The following is a 16552-nucleotide window of genomic DNA, read 5'->3' on the forward strand; positions in this document are numbered from 1 at the left end:
CTGGTCCTTGTTCTGGTCCTTGTTCTGGTCCTTGTTCTGGTCCTTGTTCTGGTCCTTGTTCTGGTCCTTGTTCTGGTCCTGTTGTTTTTTCTTCTCTTCTTCCAATTTCTTCTTTAATTCTTCCAGCTGCCGGCGGTATTCGTCCAGGGATTTATCATAACGGAGCATTTCCTCCTTGTTGGCCGCTGCTCCTTCATGGGAACCATAGGCAGAGAGCGCGTCGTCGAAACGTTTGACGGCCTCCTTAACATGTTTTTTCGCAACGGGTATTTTTGCCAGCCGGGTGTCAATTTCCTTAATCTGGTCGTCAATGGAAGAGGGCCGGGCCTGTTGCTGTTCCCCTTCCGGCCTGGAGAAAGTCATGGTTTTGCGGGCCTGGGCGGCTTCCAGGTTGCCAAGGTTGAAGTGGGAATCCGCCTGGAGGACTGGTTTGGGAGAAAGGAGCGCCTGGGAGAAAGCTTCCGCGGCTTCTTTGGGGTTATCCGCTTTTTGTTCCAGGCATCCTTTGGCGAATTCCAAGGCCTGGCGTGTTTCTTCCGCCAGGTCGGGAACAGCGAGCATTTCATCAATGGATTTGACGGCTTCTTCCGTTTTTCCCGTCCGGATCAAATCCGTGACATTGTCCAGGGCGTGCGTGTCCGCCTGCGCTTCCGGGCCCAGCAGCCCAACGCAGAATAACGCCGCAACAGTCAGAGCTGTCATACCGCGGCGTCCGGAACGGCGGAAGGAGCGCCAGCGTGTTCCCGCCAGAAGGGTGAGGAGCAGGCAGATGAGGGCCGGAACGGCAAAGATGATATAGCGGTCATTCGGCACGCGGCGCACTTCTTCCTTGCCTTCCGTGGTATCCAGACGGTCCGCGATATCCTTGACGAAGCGGTTCAGCGCCGCTCCGTCGGAGAGTTGGACATATTGGCCTTCCGTTTGCCTGGCCAGGTATTGCAGGCTTTCCGGATTGAGCTTGGAGACGACGTGCTGGCCGCGACGGTCCCGGTACAGGCCGGAGGGGGATTGCTCATCCGGAATAGTGGTGCCGATGGTTGTGCCGATGCCCGCCGTCACGATGATAAGCTGGTGCTGCCGTGCGGCTTCCGCAGTCTTATAGGTGATGTTGACGGTGTCTTCCCCGTCACTGAGGATGACGAGGGCGTTTTTGGCGTCCGCTTCCTTGTCCCGTTTGAAGGTTTGAAGGGCCAGCCGCACAACGTTTTCCAGGTTGGTTCCCCCTTGGGAGACCCAGCCGAATTGAAGTTGTTCAATGGTTTCTTTTAATGCGTTATGGTCATGGGTAAGGGGCATGAGCAGGACGGCGTCCCCGGAGAAGATGATGATGCCGAAGTTGTCCCCCGGCAGGGCGTCCAGCAGGTCGTAAGCGGCGGTTTTCGCCCTTCCCAGGCGGGTCGGGGAGGCATCCTTGCTGAGCATGGAGCGGGAGCAGTCAATAGCAATGAGGATGTTGCGCGATTTGGGGATTTCCTTTACCTCCGTGTAGCCGTCCACCGGACGCGCCATGGAGAGGATGGCGAAGATGGACGCCAGCACGGCAAAAATGACGGGGAGCACCCGGTGCCAGGTGGCCGGAGCGTGAACCAGTTCCCGCCGGTATTCCGGCGAGACGAGCACTTCCCATTTTCTGGAACGGCGGCGCCACAGCCACCAGGCCGCCGCCGCGAGCAGGGCCGGGAGAATGAGCGCGTACAGAACGTTGGGATAAAGGAAAGTCATGACGGGTGAAGATCGTATTACGGGGCGGGGGTCGGTTTGAGCACTTGCAGGGAGAGGCCCAGAAGCGCCAGCGCGGCTCCCGTTACAAGGAAGTACATGAAGTATTCTTCAATGTGGCGGACGGTTTGCACTTTGGCTTCGCTTTTTTCCAGCTTGCCGATGGAGGTGAACGCTTTATTGAAGGAGGCCATATTGGTGGCCCGGAAGTGTTCTCCGCCCGTGAGCTGGGCTATTTTCCGCAGGGTGGGTTCGTCAAATTCACTTTGCACCACCATGCCGTTCGCCAGGGTTCCTTCTTCCGTGCCTACGGCAATGGTATAAATTTTGATACCCAGCTTGGCCGCGTTTTCCGCCGCCACCAGCGGGGATATCTGGCCGGAGTTGGAGGCACCATCCGTCACCAGGATGATGATTTTTGATTTGGTGTTCTTACGGTCGTCCAGCCGGGTGGCCGCCGCCGCAATGGCGGAGCCGATGGCCGTGCCGTCCGCCTGGATCATGCGCGGATGGAAATCCCGGATGATGCTGTTGACCAGGGCGTGGTCCAGCGTGAGCGGACAGAAGGATTTTGTTTTTCCGGCAAATCCCACGATACCGATGCGGTCGTCCGGACGGCTGTCAACAAATTGGGTGATGACGTGTTTGGCGGCTACCAGCCGGTTGATGGGCATTCGGTTGAGAACCATGTCCGGCGTTTCCATGGAGTAGGAAAGGTCAAAGGCGATCATGATGTCAATGCCGTTGACTGTCCGGAAGGTTTTATCTTCCACGTGCTGGGGGCGCGCCAGGGCGATGGCGATGGCGGCAGCCGCCAGAACGAAGCAAAGGGCCCCTATTTTTCCTGCCAGGGATTGCGGAGTACGCGCCAGGGAAGCGATGAAGCGCACGGTGGGGTAGGTGATGGAGCCTTCCGCCCCGCGCCTGCGGCGGAGGATGATGAGGCACAAGATGAAGGGTAAGGCATAAAGCCATTCAGGTTGTGCAAATTGGAAGTGTTCCGTCATGGTATGCTAGCGTTGGTTGGAGCGGGATGAAGATTTTTTGACGACAAGGTCCGTTTCTTCCTTCGTCCGGTGGGCGTCCGCTTCTATATCATTGATGAGTTGGACCGTGGCGTCCGCCAATTCGTTGACCATGGAATCGTTTTCCGGGGTGTCCGGTTCATATTTGAGAGAAGCCATGCGGTCCAGCAGATCGCGCGTGGGGGCTTGGAGTTCGGAAGGCAGCGCGGTGAGCGCGTCCGCCCGGCGGTTGAATTCCTGCTGGGTTTCATATAGCGCCGGGTCTTTGGTTTCTCCTACCAGATATTTGCGGAGGATCAGGGAAAATTCCACGGCGGCCTGCCTGAGGGAGGGATGCGTGTTCCGGAGCATTGAGATGTCCCGGATAGCGGTTTCCGACGGGCTGAGCGGCGCGGCGGGGATGCGTCCCTTCCTGCGGATGAGCACAATGACGGCGATAGCAACGGCCAGAAGGATGGAGGCTAAAATAATCCAGATGCCCCACGCATCCCAAAAGCCCGCTTGGAAGTAGGCATCCGGGGATTGTGTTTCCATCAGGGAGGGAAACGCCGGCGGTTCCGGAATTGCCGTGGGTGGGGACTGAAAAGTGGCGGGGGTTGGCATGTCTGGCGGAGAAGAGGATTAGCGTGAAAATTTACGGGATCTTCTGGCAAAAAGGGCCCGGAGGGGAGGCATGAAGTTGTCCGTGGTCTGCAAGTCCAGGAAGTCGATGCCCAGGCGGCGGAAATCCTGCGTCCATTTCTCGCGGTGCAGATGCACGGCGTTGGCGTGGGTTTCCCGGACATCCTGACGGGAAAGGTTCAGGAACATGCTTTTGCCAGTTTCCGGATCTTTCAGGATGACGCGTCCGGCATCCGGCAGATGCAGTTCCATCGGGTCTGCGATGCGGATGGGGATGAAGTCATGCTTGAAGTTGAGCTGCCCCAGGGCGGCTTTGTTGTTTTCGCCCCAGAAGTCACTGATCATAATGACCATGGCCGCTTTTTTCTGGGAAAGGACAAGTTGCCGTGCTACATCGGAAATGTTCTGGTCGGTTCCATCGTTTTTACTGGCTACGATTTCGCGGACGATGCGCAGGGTCTGCTTGACTCCCTTGGCCGGGGGGATGTAATGGGAGTGGCTGTTCCCGTAGATGAGGAGGCCGCATTTGTCTCCGCTCTGGGCAGCGCTGTAGGCGAGCACTGCCGCTACTTCCGCCGCATAGTCCAGTTTGGAGACGCGGGCCGCGGAGGAGGCGTAGTGCATGGATCCGCTGACGTCCACCGCCAGAATGACGGCCTGTTCCCGTTCCTCCCGGAAACGGCGGACAAAAGGGGAGTTCATCTTGGCCGTTACCTTCCAGTCAATGAAGCGGGGGTCGTCTCCCGGCATGTATTCCCGGAAGTCGTCAAAGTCCAGCCCCTGTCCGCGGAAGCCGGACTGGTATTGCCCGGCGAAGTTTTCCGTGGCCAGATGCCTGGCGCGCAGTTCAATGCGGCGTACGCGCTTGAGAATGTCTGAGGCTTTATCCATGAAATGATTTTCCCTGTTTGGGTTCAATCAGGTTCCGGCAAGGCGCCCCTTGGGGCCTGAAGGATAAGGGCGGGCGCGGAAGCGTCCGCCTTCCTGCCGTCACGGCACGGGGACTTTCGTCAGGATGTGGTCGATGACGTCGTCCGTGGAAATGTTTTCCGCTTCAGCCTCATAAGAGAGCAGGATGCGGTGGCGCAGGATATCGTGGGCCAGGTCCTTGATGTCCTGTGGAGTGACGAAGGAACGATGGTGCATGAAGGCATTGGCGCGGGCCGCCAGAGCCAGGTTGATGGTAGCGCGGGGAGATGCCCCCGCGCGGATGAGACCGCGCAACTTCACGTCCACCGTTTCCGGGAAACGGGTGGCGCGCACCAGATCCACGATGTAGCCGCGCACGGCGTCGTCAATATAAATCTGGTTTACTAGGTCGCGGGAGGCCGCCACCTGTTCCGGCGTGGTGACCGGGGAGGTTTCCGGCGGTTTGGCGGAGCTGGCCATGAGGTCCAGCACCTGGAGTTCTTCTTCGCGCGTGGGGTAGGTGACCAGCACCTTGAAGAGGAAACGGTCAAGCTGGGCTTCCGGGAGCTGGTAGGTGCCCTCCTGGTCAATCGGGTTTTGCGTGGCAAGCACCAGGAAGGGGTCCGGCAGACGGTAGGTGGTTTCACCCAGGGTTACCTGGCGTTCCTGCATGGCTTCCAGCAGGGCGGATTGCACTTTGGCCGGGGCGCGGTTGATTTCATCCGCCAAAATGAGATTGGCGAAGATCGGGCCTTTTTTGGCTGTGAACTGCCTTTCTTCCGGATTATAGATCATTGTGCCCAGCAAATCCGCCGGAAGAAGATCCGGCGTAAACTGGATGCGGGCAAACTGTGCATGCAGCGTGCCCGCCATGGCTTTTACGGAGAGCGTCTTGGCAAGGCCGGGCACGCCTTCCAGCAGGACGTGGCCCTTGCAGAGGAGACTGAGGATTAGTCTGTCCACGAGCGCCTGCTGGCCGATGACCACCTTGCCGACTTCCGTTCTGAGAGCAGAAATCCACGATGAGTTCGCGGCGATAATTTCGTTGAATTCTCGGGTGTCCATGATTCTGATAGCGGGTGAGACAGTATGCCGGGCACTTACGTTGAAAAAATCCTATTATTTCCCAAGGGCAAATCCGGTTTTCAACAGGAGGTCTTCCCGGAAATGGGGAGCCATCATCTGAAAGCCCACGGGAAGTTCCATGCCGCTTTCCCTGACGGTTCCGCAGGGAATGGACATGGCGGGGAGGCCGGCCAGGTTGGCGGGGATCGTGTAGATGTCCGCCAGATAGGTCTGGAGGTGATCCAGCGCGGAATCTCCGATTTTGGGAGCGGGAGCGGGAGAGGTGGGGCCTACGATGATATCCGCCCTGGAAAAGGCTTCCGCGAAATCTCTGGCGACCAGGGAGCGGACTTTTTGAGCGCGGGAGTAGTAAGCGTCATAGTAACCGGAGCTGAGCACGTAGGTGCCCAGGATGATGCGGCGCTTGACTTCCGGCCCGAACCCCTCTTCACGGGTACGTGAGAAGAGTTCCACCAGTCCGGCGGCATCTTCCGCCCTCTTTCCGTAGCGCACGCCGTCAAACCGGGAGAGGTTGGAAGACGCTTCCGCGCAGGCGATGATGTAGTAGGCGGCGACGACGGCATCCGCGTGGGGCAGGTTGACTTCCACCAGCTCCGCACCCAGGTTTTCCAGTTGTTTCACGGTGTTTTGCACAGCCTCGGAAATGCCCGGATGGTTGCCGGAGGTAAAGTATTCCGAAGGGATGCCCACTTTCAGCCCTTTGACGTCGCGGCCCAGCGCAGCTTCAAAGTCCGGCACGGGGCAGTTTGCGGATGTGGAGTCTTTCCGGTCGTGTCCGGAGATTGCCTGGAGCAGGATGGCTGCGTCTTCCACTGTTTGGGTCATGGGGCCGATCTGGTCTAGGGAAGAGGCGAATGCTACCAGCCCGTAACGGGAAACGCGCCCGTAGGTAGGCTTGAGGCCCACGATGCCGCAGTGCCCGGCCGGCTGCCGGATGGAACCGCCCGTGTCGGAACCGAGTGCGGCAATAGCAGTAGCGGATGCGACGGCGGCGGCAGAGCCGCTGGAGGAGCCGCCGGGAATGCGGTCCGGGGCTTCCGGGTTGCGCGTGATGCCGTAAGCGGAGTTTTCTCCGCTGGCACCCATGGCGAATTCATCCATGTTCGTGCGGCCTAGCGGGATGCCGCCCGCCTCCTTCAGCAGGCGGATGGAGGTGGCGTCATAAGGAGCGACATAAGGGGAAAGAAGGCGGGAGGCGCAGCGCGTCGGCTGGCCCAGGACATTGATGTTGTCCTTCACGGCGATGGGGATGCCGGCCAGGGGGCTGGAAATATCCGCTCCGGCCGCGGCGTGGAGGGCTGCTTCGCGGTCAAAGGAGATGTAGGCGTTGGTTGTCCGGTCCGCCTCAATGGCGTCCGCCGTCAGGTTGACCAGTTCGGCAGGGGAGAGTTCCTTGCGGCGCAGGCGGTCACGCCACTGGGCCAGGGTGCCTTGAATTTTTGACATGAGAAGGAAAGGGTAAAGACGGTTGAAAGGTGAAGGGAAAAGGAAGCGCGAGGATCAGGCGGATTCCACCACCTTGGGTGTGCGGAATTGCCCCTGGGACTGCTGAGGGGCATTGGAAAGGGCTTCTTCCTGGGTGAAGCCGGTTTCAGGAATGTCTTCGCGCATCACATCCATTGCCGGGAGAGGATGGTTCATGGGGGCGATGCCCGTGACATCGTAGGATTCCAGCTTGGTGATATAGGCCAGGATTTTGTCCAGATCTTTGGAGAAGAGAGCTGTTTCTTCCTCCGTCAGGTCAATGCGTGCCAGCTTGGCAATGTAGGCTACGTCTATTTGGGGCGTGCTCATGGTGTAATGTAGAAAAGATGCGGAAAAGAAGGGGGGCTGCCTACTGTTGTTCCAGCAGGCGGACGATCCAGCAGAAGGAAGCGGCGATGGCGCAGATCAGCAGGCCCAGCAGCATGAAGTTTTCTCGCAGTTCCCGCCTCATGTTGGTGGCGCGTCCGTCACGGGCCACTACGGCACGCAGTGCCCGGTTCTGGTTGCCCTCCCGAACGCGGTCAGGAGGCGGCATGGTATTGCGGTCCAGGCGCATGCGGGTCTGCTGGGACGGGCGTTTGAGAGAGGCTTCCAATTCCTGGATACGGCTCTCAATTTCCCGTGAGGCACGATCCAGTTCTGCCAGTTCGGAGGAACGGCGTTTGGTTTTTCTTTTAATCATGATGCGGAAGGGCTGAAAATCCAGATGAAAAAGAGGATGATGAGGGCAATCAGGAGCAGGGGAAGATGGAAGGAAAGGCCCTGGAGGAACTGGGTCATGAATTCTCGGGAGCTGATGCGCACTTTGCTGGAGCGGCGCACCCCGGTGAGCACTTTGGTATGCTGCATGCGCGCGCACTGCTGGACGGCATCCGCGAATTCTTCCTCGCAGCGGTCAATGACCTGCTGGCCCTGGCTGATGAGGTTGTCCGTATTTTCAATAGGCCATTCATCCGGGCGCACGGTGCTGAGCATTTTCAGGCTGCGCGTCAGCGCCATGTGGATTTGTTCCAGTTCATTGCTTTCCTGGCGGAGGCTTTCCACTTCCCGGCCGATGAGGTCTGCAGCGTTGACCATGCGGTCGCCCAGCTCATTTTGCTGGTCCATAAACCTGGCTTTGCGCATATGGCATTCTTCCAGGCGGCGGCGGGAGTTTTCCACTTCCTCCTTTTCTTTCCGCAATTGTTCCAGCCTCAGCTGGGCCTGTTCCATATCGGCGTCCACCTGGTCGTCTGCCTGGGAATTGTAACCGGGGTCGGCGTCCATGCGGCGGTATTGAGGGTGACTTGGTCTCATATGCGGAAAAAATAATGCGGGCCGGCGTAAGGGATTACAGCGTTTCCGGTCCTTTTTGTCGGAGCGGGGAATCCCTGCGCGTGCTATTATTTAACTTTCACAAAATAAATCAAGCCAAGAAGAAGACAGGGAAAGATTTTCCGGATACGTTCCCGGCAGGGAATGCCGCCCTGTTTTTTTTCCCGAAGCCGTGCGTTCCGGATATCCGTGGGGCGACAGGACGCTCCGCTTTCCCGCAAAGGAGGGGGAGGTGCGCTTTTTTTATGGTCAAGGGCATGGATTTGCTGGTATGTAGGAAGCATGCAGTCTGACACGGTAGAATGTAAGCCGACCATGTGGTTTACCGGCAGGGCGGTTATCATGGCTCTCATGTTTCTGGGGTTCGGAGTGTATTTTTATTATGATGCTTCCACCGGATACCCTCAAAAAAACCTGGAGTTTTTCATGCACAAGGCGTTCGTGGACGCTGGAGCCGTGTTTGACCGTGAGGTGAGCGGGAAAGGGGCGTCCGCGGGGGACTGGGAGCGCATTGTTCTGGCGCGCACCGTGGATTTTCCGGAGGGCTACGAAATTCCTTCCGACGTGAATCGGAACGCGGTGCCGTGGCCTGACATTTTGGCGGATTACAGTCTGATGTCCACCCCCGGCAAGGGCTGGAGCGCTGCGTGGCAATCTTATTCCGGGGAAAAGCACTACCCCATCAAGCCGGTGGACCACCCGTATGACGCCTCCAAAATTTTTGAACAGTGGGTGGCCGGGTGCATTTGCCTGGCGCTTGCCATGGTGGCTCTGTTTTTCCTGGTGAGAACGCGCGGCAGGAAAATGTCCCTGAACGGGAAAGAGGTGACGGCCGCCGGCGTGGTTTTCCGCGTGGATGACATTGCCCGTCTGGATTTGCGCAGATGGAAACTGAAGGGACTGGCCATAGCGACGCTGAAACCGGAATGCGGAGGAGCCCGAATCAGGCTGGACGGCCTGACTTACGGCGGCTTCCGGAAGGAGGATTCTCCCCATAACGCGGAAGATTTCATGAAGGCTCTTCTGTCTCTCTACAGAGGAGAAATAGTGGATTATGAAGAAATTCCTGATGCCGGCGGGCCGCCTGCCCGGCAGGAGGACGAGGAACGTGCCGTATGAGCGAATCCCTTCCACCGGAAAAGGGCGCCAATGACCGTGCGTTCGGCGTCGCCTGCTGGACGCTGGGTGGGCTGGCGTTTGTTCTGTTGCTGATGGTGGGCGTTTCTTTCAGCCTGTCTGTCCGTACCGTGGTGGTGGAAAAAGTGGTGGAGAAGCCTGTTCCCGTTCCGGCACGGGAGAAGCAGGAGCGTCCGGCCGGAGTCGTTGAGAATGGGGCGGCTGAGGAGACAGTGCATATGGCGGATGTTCCGGCACCCCCTTCTGAAAAGCCCCGTTCCGTGGAAGAAATGCTCCGGGAAGCAGATTTGTCAGATCCGGCTGCCGATTCTGTACCGGTGGCCGCGGCCGTTGCGGGAGGGGAGGACTCCGCTAGCGGGGCATCCCTTCCTGCTGAGGATCCGGACGAGGTCATGCCTCCCATGACGGAGGAAGTGGCAGAGCTTGTCAAGGCGGCTCGTTACGCCCAGATTGAAGGTGACCTCAAAGTAGCGGTCGTGAAGCTGGAGCAGGCCATGAGGCTGGAGCCGGATAATCCGGTGGTGCTTTATTATTATGGACTTACCTATGAATGGCTGAGGAATGCGGATAAGTCACGGGAGTTTTTTCTGAAAGTATATACCCAGCGGGAGAAGGCGGGGAAATATTTTGCGCGTGCGGCGCGGCACCTCCAGGCCGGCTTTTCCAGCCCGGCGGATTTGCGGGGGGATATGTCCTTCGGCACTATTCTGGAATACCGGGATCCGGAATGCCCCGCCGGGGAGCGCGTCAAGCTGATGGTGCCTATTCTGATGAAGGATGGCCTGAATGTCAGGCCGGAGGATTTGCGCGTCATTGTCCAGTTTTTTGACAAAGTCAATGGGAAGAAAGTGGAAAAGACGCACGCGCCCGAGCCTTCTTCCCGGTGCGTTACGGAACCCGCGGATTGGGCGGACGGTGAGGAAATCATGGAAATAACCTACTACATGCCTCCCCTGACGGAAGAAGAGACGATTGCTTATGGAAGCCTGAAATATTACGGATATACCGCTAAATTGTATTACAAGGGAGAACCGATGGATTGCCATGCTTCCCCTCCCGTGCTATTTTTACTGGAACAGATGAACCAGAGTTCCCCTTCCGGACTGCCCGAGATTTATGACGGCGGTTTGCTTCCCCCTGTAGAGGCGGCTCCGGTTTCTGAGTCTTATGAATCCCTTTTGCCTCCCTGATGCCTGATTTGTCCAATGTTTGATCTTCCCCACAACTTTGGCGATTACACGCTGGTGGCATTCATTGGCCGCACGCGCGGAGGAATTCTTTATCAGGCCATCCAGCAGGGCATGGACCGTTCCGTGTTTCTGGAGTTGCTGGATCCGGACAATCCGGAGGGGGTGGGCGTGGAGGATTTTCTGATGAAGGCCCGCACGCGCGCCGCCATTAATGCTCCGGTGCTGGGCACCGTCTATGAAGCGTCCCAGGCCCAGGGATACTGGTTCGTCACCAGCGAACAGCTGGGAGGCTCATCCCTCCAGTCCATGCTGGACCGCGGGCAGACCCTGTCCATGAAGGATTTGCTGAAAGTGATTGAAACGGTCGGCAACGTGTGCGGCAGGTATGAGCGTCTGCGGACCGCTTTCAATATCATGGAGCCGCGTCACATTTTCCTGGATGACAAGTCTGCCGTGCGGCTGATGAATACGGCCGTGCCCGGTGACTTTCACGAAGAAACATCCCGCGACCAGATGAAGCGCCTGGGCATCGACCTGCCTCCTCTGGTGACTCCGGATGTGCCCGGAACCACGCGGATGCGCACCCTGCTGGAATGGATGAGGGAAGGGCAGAACGGAAAGCCGATGCAATGGGACCAGGTTATGGAGCTGGTTGCTGCGGTTCGCGAACAGCTGGGGCTTTCCCCTCGGGTTACCACCCACCGCTATACCGTCCCCGTGGAATCCCGCGGAAAAGCCGGAAAAAGGCTGCTTTGGGCCGGAACGGGCCTGCTGGGCGCGGGGATAGCCGCGGCTGCCGTTCTTCTTTTATTCCCCCGGGAGAAGGAAACCGTATCCCGTCCCCATGTTCCGGCTCCTAAACATTATCCGGATTTTTCCGCCAGCGATCATACGGAAGTCCGCGTAACTCTTCCCGGAGGAGGGGAACTGATTGTGGGAGCCCATGAAATTACCCTGGAATCCTACCGCCTGTTTTTGGACCAGTGGGCACGCCTCACTCCGGAGCTGAGGGAGGAATATTCCCACCCGGACCAGCCGGACAAGAGGACTGCTTCCCATATTCCCCAGGACTGGGAGGCTATGTGGAAGGCGGCTTCCACGCCGGGAGGCAAATGGAAAGGCAGGAAAATAACACCCCGCTCTCCCGTCGTCAACGTCACTTTCTGGGATGCCTGGGCGTATGCGAGCTGGAAGCCCGTGGCCCCCGGAGAACCGCGCTACCGCCTGCCCGAGCGCGGGGAGTGGATGGCTCTGGGGAATATGCTGGAAACGGGTGAGAAGGGGGACAGGACGCTGGTGATTGACAGATACAGCAATGATCATGATTTAAAGACCGGCGTGTGCGGCATGGCTTCCGGCGTGATGGAATGGACTTCTTCCATGGAAAAGGATCCTGCGCGCGTGAAGGAGCCTCCGGGACCGGTGGCCTGCGGCGGAGACTGGAGGCAGCCCGGCATCTCCAACCGGGTGGAATACCTGCGCTCCCGCGGCGAAAGACGGGACAACCTGGGGTTCAGAATCGTGCGGGATGTCCGCTGACTTGTTTAACGACAATACTTAACATACCAATACCATGAAACATATCCTTGCAATGCTGCTGGCCCTTCTGGGGGCGTCCGGGGCCCTGGCCCAGATTTACGTGAAAGTAGTTCCGGAAAAGAAGACTTTCCTCAGCGGGGAAGCCATGTACATGAGGCTGACCATTACCAACAATTCCGGCGTGCCGGTGGAATTGAAGAGCCGGGAATATTCCTCCTGGCTGGATATCCATGTGGAGCATTCCACTGCGGGGGCGGAACTCCCCCAGTCCAAGTTTGCCCTGTTTCCGCCTCTCAAGGTTCCGGCCGGCATGAGCGTTTCCCGCAAGATTGATCTGCGCCATTTCTATGACTTGTCCCGTGAGGGCAACTACCATGTGCAGGCCGTTGTCAAAATGCCCAACCAGAAGGACATGTTTGCTTCCCAGAAATCCCTGTTTGCCGTCCGGACGGGAACGCCCATGTGGTCCCAGACCGTAGCTATTCCGGCCAGTGCCAAGCGGTGCACTTTTTCCGTTTGCACCATTGCCGTGCGGGGGATCCAGAAGTTGTATGTGCAGACGAAGGATCCGGATACGGGAGTGGCCTACAATGCCGTGTGCATCGGAGACTGGCTGGGGACCACGCGTCCGCAGTGCATGGTGGACGGCAAGGCGAATGTCCATGTCTTCTTCCCAACTACTCCCATGCTGAGCGCGTATTCCCGCATCAACTACCGGGGAACGATGGAGAAGCTCCAGTACTATAAAAAGGTGGTGGGAGCTCCCTCCATGGTCTTTCTTCCGGACGGAAGCGTACGTGTGACGGGAGCCGTCCATTATGATCCTACCGTGAAACCCAAGACGGTGCCGGATGCCGCTGATGTTCCCGGCATGTAAATCCGTCCTGTTTCTCCGGATGCCACGCAGGGGAAAAGGAAAGGCAAACGTACAGCTTCTTCCGTACCGGGAAAATAAAATGTTCCGGTATTTTCCTGAGCTATTTTTCCGGCTGGGGCGCGTTTTTCAGGATGTTTTGCACGCTTTTCTGCACAACGCTGATGGGCAGGGCGTAATTTTCCGCCCGGTTCACTCTGGCGATGTTCATGCCGATGAGTTCCCCCTTGAGATTGAGCAGCGGGCCACCCATCAGCGTGTACCGGGAAGGGGTGTCATGCTGGAGGACCATAGGGAAATCATCCCTGCGTTTGCTGAACCCGCCGCTGATCAGGTCATTGGAATCCTCAGGAGCGTTTCCTCCCAGGGCCTGGCGTCTGGAACCCAGCGTGATGGTGTAGGATAACCTTTTATCCTTGCGTTTGACTTTCAGTGTCACTCTTTCTCCAACTTTTTTCCTGGACAGAATGGGGGAAACGGCGTCCAGAGCAGTAACGGGCGTGCCGTCCACCGCCAGAATCTCATCTCCGGCCTTGGCCCCGGCTTGGGCGGCGGGGCCGTCCTTGGTAACTTCCTGAATGGTACAGGGGGTGCCGAAAACGACGCCCAGGTAGGCGGTGTCTCCGTTCGGGATGGGGCGCTGCTCCGCACTAAGGGTTCCCAGCTGGGGCCGTCTGGACGTACGGGTTGTGGAGCCGTTGCTGACTACCAGGGTTCCCATGGCGGCATCATTGCTGACGGGGCCGGGAGCGTGCAGCCCGGCGGCTTCCACTTTCACTACTGCGATGTCTGTGGACGGGTCCGAGCCAATTTCCCTGAACTGCCCATATTTGGAAGAACCTACCCGGATGGTCAGATCCCTGTAGGAATGGAGTTCCGAGGCTTTGGTGGCGATGTAGCCGTCCGGGCTCAGCACAATGCCGTAAATCACAACATCGTGACCGGAAAAGAAAACTGCGCTCAAGTCCTGAAGACGTTCGCGGATGGGCTCGATAGTTTTCAGAACGGCTTTCCCGTTGATTCTCTGTTCAAAATCCAGGCTTCCGTTATTTCCTTCCGCCAGAGCGGGGTGGAACAGGGCGAAAACCAGGGGAAACAGGCAGATGCAGAAAGGAAATTTCATGATGGCTGAGTGGAGAATGGCTGGCTGTCCTGTTCCGGTGACGGCGTCAGGGAGGTCTTTCCTTCCGCTGTCTCCTCCGTCAGAGCGTTGAAATCCTTCATGGGCACGTGAAGATTGTCTTCCAGACCGGAACCGACCCTGCTGTGAATGCCAATCAGCTTTCCATCCAGGTTGAAAAGAGGGCCGCCGGAATCCCCGCGAATCAGCTTGCAGTCCGTCTGAATGACGCCGTTCTTGAGGGAAACCACCCTCCCCAGGCGCACCATCGGGCCGCGTTTCCGGTCCAGCCCCCCGCCGTGCCCCAGCGCGAACACCCAGTCCCCCACACGAGGCATTTTTTCCGCTTTTTCCACGCAGGGCAGTTTTTTGTTCAATTGGGATGTGATTTTGGCTATGCCTGCGTCCGAATTGCTGTTTTGCGCCGTGGTTTTTCCTGGAAGGCGCGTTCCATCCGGCAGGATGATTTTGAGCGTGGTTCCTTTCTTGTCCACAACGTGGGCCGCTGAAAAGACCAGGCCTTTTTCCGAAACCAGGATGCCGGAGCCGCTGCCGTTGTTTAATTCAATGCAGACCAGGGCGGGAAGCACCCGGGGAAGCATTTGCTGAAGCTGGCGTTCAATCCGCTGCAAATCCTCTACGGATTGCGGGGTGGAAGCCAGAAGACCGGCTCCATCAGCGGACTGAGCCGGCGCTGGCGGGGCCAGCAGCGCCGTGCCGCAGAGAATGGCGGAAAAACAGGGATTCCGGAGAGCCGGGGTCATGATTGCCGGTGATTATTGCCCAGAGACGGAAGTTTCCGTCTTCTGCTGCTGGTCCTCCTGTCCGCCGCCCACCAGGGAATCATGGTAATACACGCCGATAAACAAGCCTGCCAGCGTAATAAGGGTGATGAGGAGCTCTTTCATGCCGTCACAGCATAGAATGTGTATTCGCGTCTGACGAGAGAATTTCATTGATAAGCCGCATTTTGATGCAGTTCGGCAGAGCGGGGATGAATGCGGATGAGAAAATAGCCAAAATAAAGGTTGCTTTTTCCCGTGATAGGCGTATAAATCCCTCAGCGGCCGTTTCCGGTTCGCTGGCTCATTTAAAGCGGATGTAGCTCAGGGGTAGAGCGCAACCTTGCCAAGGTTGATGTCGTGGGTTCGAATCCCATCATCCGCTCCAAAAGTTTCTGTAAGAAAACCTACGCAAACCTTGATATTGCTAGGGATTATGAATAAAGTACGCGTAAGTTTTCTTACGTAAACCATATTACAAAACCCTTACAGGAAATATTACAGGTATGAGCAAGCCTTTTTACAAGGGGCGTCTGTCCATTAACAAGGAAAAATCCTCCCCCTACTGGATGGTGACGTTTCAGGGGCCGGACGGCAAGATGAAACGGCGTTCCACGAAAGTTCCTGTGAATGGCGGAGAATTTGAAGGAGACCGCATCACGGCCAAGCTGGCGGAACGGCTCGCCTACCAGCGGGGCGTGCAGATAGCCTGCGCGGAGGCGGAAGAATACCAAGCGCACAATAATGTTTCCGTGCGTGCCTGGTGCGAAGATTATGTGAGGCGCAAGGCGGCGCTGGTGTCGGAAGATACGGCGCGGAACGCCAGGACGGCCTACAAGCATTTTTACGCTTATCTTGGGACGCGGGCTGACGCCCCGCTGCGTCTGATCACCAAGGCGGACATCAAGGGCTTTGTGGCGGCCCGCCGGGAAGAAGTCAGGCAAAAGACGGTGGCCAAAGACCTGGCCGCTCTTTCCCAGGCATTTGCGGACGCCGTGGATGCGGAAGTAATTGACCGCAATCCGTGCGCCGGCGTTTCCATTCCCCCGGACCGTGCCGGGGAAAAGCTGCACAAGGAAGCCTTCACTATTGACGAGATCCGCTACATGATTGAGCATTTCCCGCCCCTGTGGAGTTCCGCGGTGCGCTGCTCGTTTGAGACCTTTGGCCAGCGGTTGGGGGACATTTTGAGGTTGAATTGGAATCAGTTTGACTGGGAACGCCGCGTTGTGCGCTTTGATACTGGGAAGACGGGGCGCTGGATGGACCAGCCCATGAGGGAGGGCTTTTACCAGTGGGCGCTTGCCCGCTGGAAGGAAGCCGGGGAACCGGCGGACGCATTGCTTCACGCGCCCCTGCTGGCCCTGGGGGATGGGGCTTCCGCCCAGTTCGGGTTGTTATTGAGAACGCACGGTATCGGCGTGGTGCATGGAGCGGCCGGCGGCCGCAGACGGAGGATGAACAGCAAGTCCTTCCACAGCATTCGGGCGACGGCCGCCACGTTGTTGCAGGCATCAGGCGTATCGCAGGGGCTGGCCATGGAGCTGGTGGGGCATGATTCTTCCGCCGTGCATAGCGTGTACATCCGCCCTTCCGCGGATCAGCTGCGTTCTGCCGCGGAGTCCCTGCCGGAGTTGTAAGGTTTCCGGCCGTGTGACACCGTCACGCTTTCTTTGATGCAGTTGTCTTGCCATGCTTTCAGGCATGGACAGGCATACCGTGTTTACTCTGGCCCTTCAGCTGCTTGGGAC

At 58.0% G+C, this 16552-nt stretch carries 17 protein-coding genes and 1 tRNA gene; 6 read left to right on the top strand and 12 right to left on the bottom strand.

Features of this window, described 5'->3' with window-relative positions; genetic code table 11:
- The 9 genes from BHW66_RS03540 to BHW66_RS03580 form a co-directional block, all read right to left on the bottom strand.
- Positions 1 to 1722, bottom strand: a 1722-nt coding sequence (locus BHW66_RS03540) for a VWA domain-containing protein (RefSeq protein ID WP_286688907.1), incomplete at its 3' end; no start/stop codon positions are given.
- Between the two features lie 17 nt (positions 1723 to 1739).
- The gene (locus tag BHW66_RS03545; RefSeq protein WP_046437383.1) at positions 1740 to 2726 is read right to left on the bottom strand and encodes a VWA domain-containing protein; all 987 of its coding nucleotides are present in this window, start codon (positions 2724 to 2726) and stop codon (positions 1740 to 1742) included.
- Positions 2727 to 2732: 6 nt separating this feature from the next.
- A complete protein-coding gene (locus tag BHW66_RS03550) occupies positions 2733 to 3278 on the bottom strand; it encodes a hypothetical protein (RefSeq protein ID WP_128155155.1) in 546 nt (181 codons plus the stop codon).
- A gap of 87 nt (positions 3279 to 3365) precedes the next feature.
- Entirely contained in the window at positions 3366 to 4256 is an 891-nt protein-coding gene (locus BHW66_RS03555; protein ID WP_046435544.1) for a DUF58 domain-containing protein, read from the bottom strand.
- Positions 4257 to 4355: 99 nt separating this feature from the next.
- Positions 4356 to 5339, bottom strand: a complete 984-nt coding sequence (locus tag BHW66_RS03560; RefSeq protein ID WP_012420813.1) for a MoxR family ATPase — start codon at positions 5337 to 5339, stop codon at positions 4356 to 4358.
- Between the two features lie 54 nt (positions 5340 to 5393).
- A complete protein-coding gene (gatA, locus tag BHW66_RS03565) occupies positions 5394 to 6806 on the bottom strand; it encodes an Asp-tRNA(Asn)/Glu-tRNA(Gln) amidotransferase subunit GatA (protein WP_046435542.1) in 1413 nt (470 codons plus the stop codon).
- 54 nt (positions 6807 to 6860) lie between these two features.
- Positions 6861 to 7154: an Asp-tRNA(Asn)/Glu-tRNA(Gln) amidotransferase subunit GatC gene (gatC, locus tag BHW66_RS03570; protein WP_022198191.1), complete on the bottom strand. Its 294-nt coding sequence runs from the start codon at positions 7152 to 7154 to the stop codon at positions 6861 to 6863.
- A gap of 40 nt (positions 7155 to 7194) precedes the next feature.
- The gene (locus BHW66_RS03575) at positions 7195 to 7527 is read right to left on the bottom strand and encodes a hypothetical protein (protein WP_046435539.1); all 333 of its coding nucleotides are present in this window, start codon (positions 7525 to 7527) and stop codon (positions 7195 to 7197) included.
- Positions 7524 to 8141, bottom strand: coding sequence for a hypothetical protein (locus BHW66_RS03580; RefSeq protein WP_128153536.1), 618 nt, complete (start codon positions 8139 to 8141; stop codon positions 7524 to 7526). The genes BHW66_RS03575 and BHW66_RS03580 overlap by 4 nt, the downstream gene beginning before the upstream one ends.
- A 300-nt stretch (positions 8142 to 8441) precedes the next feature.
- Between BHW66_RS03580 and BHW66_RS03585 the strand changes: the two genes are divergently transcribed.
- The 4 genes from BHW66_RS03585 to BHW66_RS03600 are packed head-to-tail and all read left to right on the top strand — an operon-like array spanning position 8442 to position 12902.
- On the top strand, positions 8442 to 9278 hold the full coding sequence (locus BHW66_RS03585) for a hypothetical protein (RefSeq protein ID WP_128155162.1): 837 nt from the start codon (positions 8442 to 8444) through the stop codon (positions 9276 to 9278).
- A complete protein-coding gene (locus BHW66_RS03590; protein WP_022198193.1) occupies positions 9275 to 10486 on the top strand; it encodes a hypothetical protein in 1212 nt (403 codons plus the stop codon). Before BHW66_RS03585 ends, BHW66_RS03590 begins: the two co-directional genes overlap by 4 nt.
- 15 nt (positions 10487 to 10501) lie before the next feature.
- Entirely contained in the window at positions 10502 to 12025 is a 1524-nt protein-coding gene (locus tag BHW66_RS03595; protein WP_046435533.1) for an SUMF1/EgtB/PvdO family nonheme iron enzyme, read from the top strand.
- Positions 12026 to 12059: 34 nt separating this feature from the next.
- Complete coding sequence (locus BHW66_RS03600) at positions 12060 to 12902, top strand: hypothetical protein (RefSeq protein ID WP_128220646.1); 843 nt, start codon at positions 12060 to 12062, stop codon at positions 12900 to 12902.
- A gap of 100 nt (positions 12903 to 13002) precedes the next feature.
- Here the strand turns inward: BHW66_RS03600 and BHW66_RS03605 are convergent, their stop codons facing one another.
- Genes BHW66_RS03605 through BHW66_RS03615 form a run of 3 tightly spaced genes read right to left on the bottom strand, consistent with a single transcriptional unit; the run spans position 13003 to position 14927 of the window.
- On the bottom strand, positions 13003 to 14022 hold the full coding sequence (locus tag BHW66_RS03605; protein ID WP_046435528.1) for a PDZ domain-containing protein: 1020 nt from the start codon (positions 14020 to 14022) through the stop codon (positions 13003 to 13005).
- Complete coding sequence (locus BHW66_RS03610; RefSeq protein ID WP_094139142.1) at positions 14019 to 14783, bottom strand: serine protease; 765 nt, start codon at positions 14781 to 14783, stop codon at positions 14019 to 14021. The genes BHW66_RS03605 and BHW66_RS03610 overlap by 4 nt, the downstream gene beginning before the upstream one ends.
- 12 nt (positions 14784 to 14795) lie before the next feature.
- Positions 14796 to 14927, bottom strand: coding sequence for a hypothetical protein (locus BHW66_RS03615; protein WP_012420824.1), 132 nt, complete (start codon positions 14925 to 14927; stop codon positions 14796 to 14798).
- A gap of 187 nt (positions 14928 to 15114) precedes the next feature.
- On the opposite strand from BHW66_RS03615, the gene BHW66_RS03620 reads away from it, so the two are divergent.
- Together BHW66_RS03620 and BHW66_RS03625 are read left to right on the top strand one after the other, a co-directional pair.
- Positions 15115 to 15189, top strand: a tRNA-Gly gene (locus tag BHW66_RS03620).
- Positions 15190 to 15307: 118 nt separating this feature from the next.
- Positions 15308 to 16441 (top strand): tyrosine-type recombinase/integrase, encoded by a 1134-nt coding sequence (locus tag BHW66_RS03625; protein ID WP_182916108.1) that lies wholly within the window; start codon positions 15308 to 15310, stop codon positions 16439 to 16441.
- Positions 16442 to 16552: the final 111 nt, after the last annotated feature.

The sequence above is a fragment of the Akkermansia sp. 54_46 genome, assembly GCF_001917295.1.
GTDB lineage: Bacteria > Verrucomicrobiota > Verrucomicrobiia > Verrucomicrobiales > Akkermansiaceae > Akkermansia > Akkermansia muciniphila.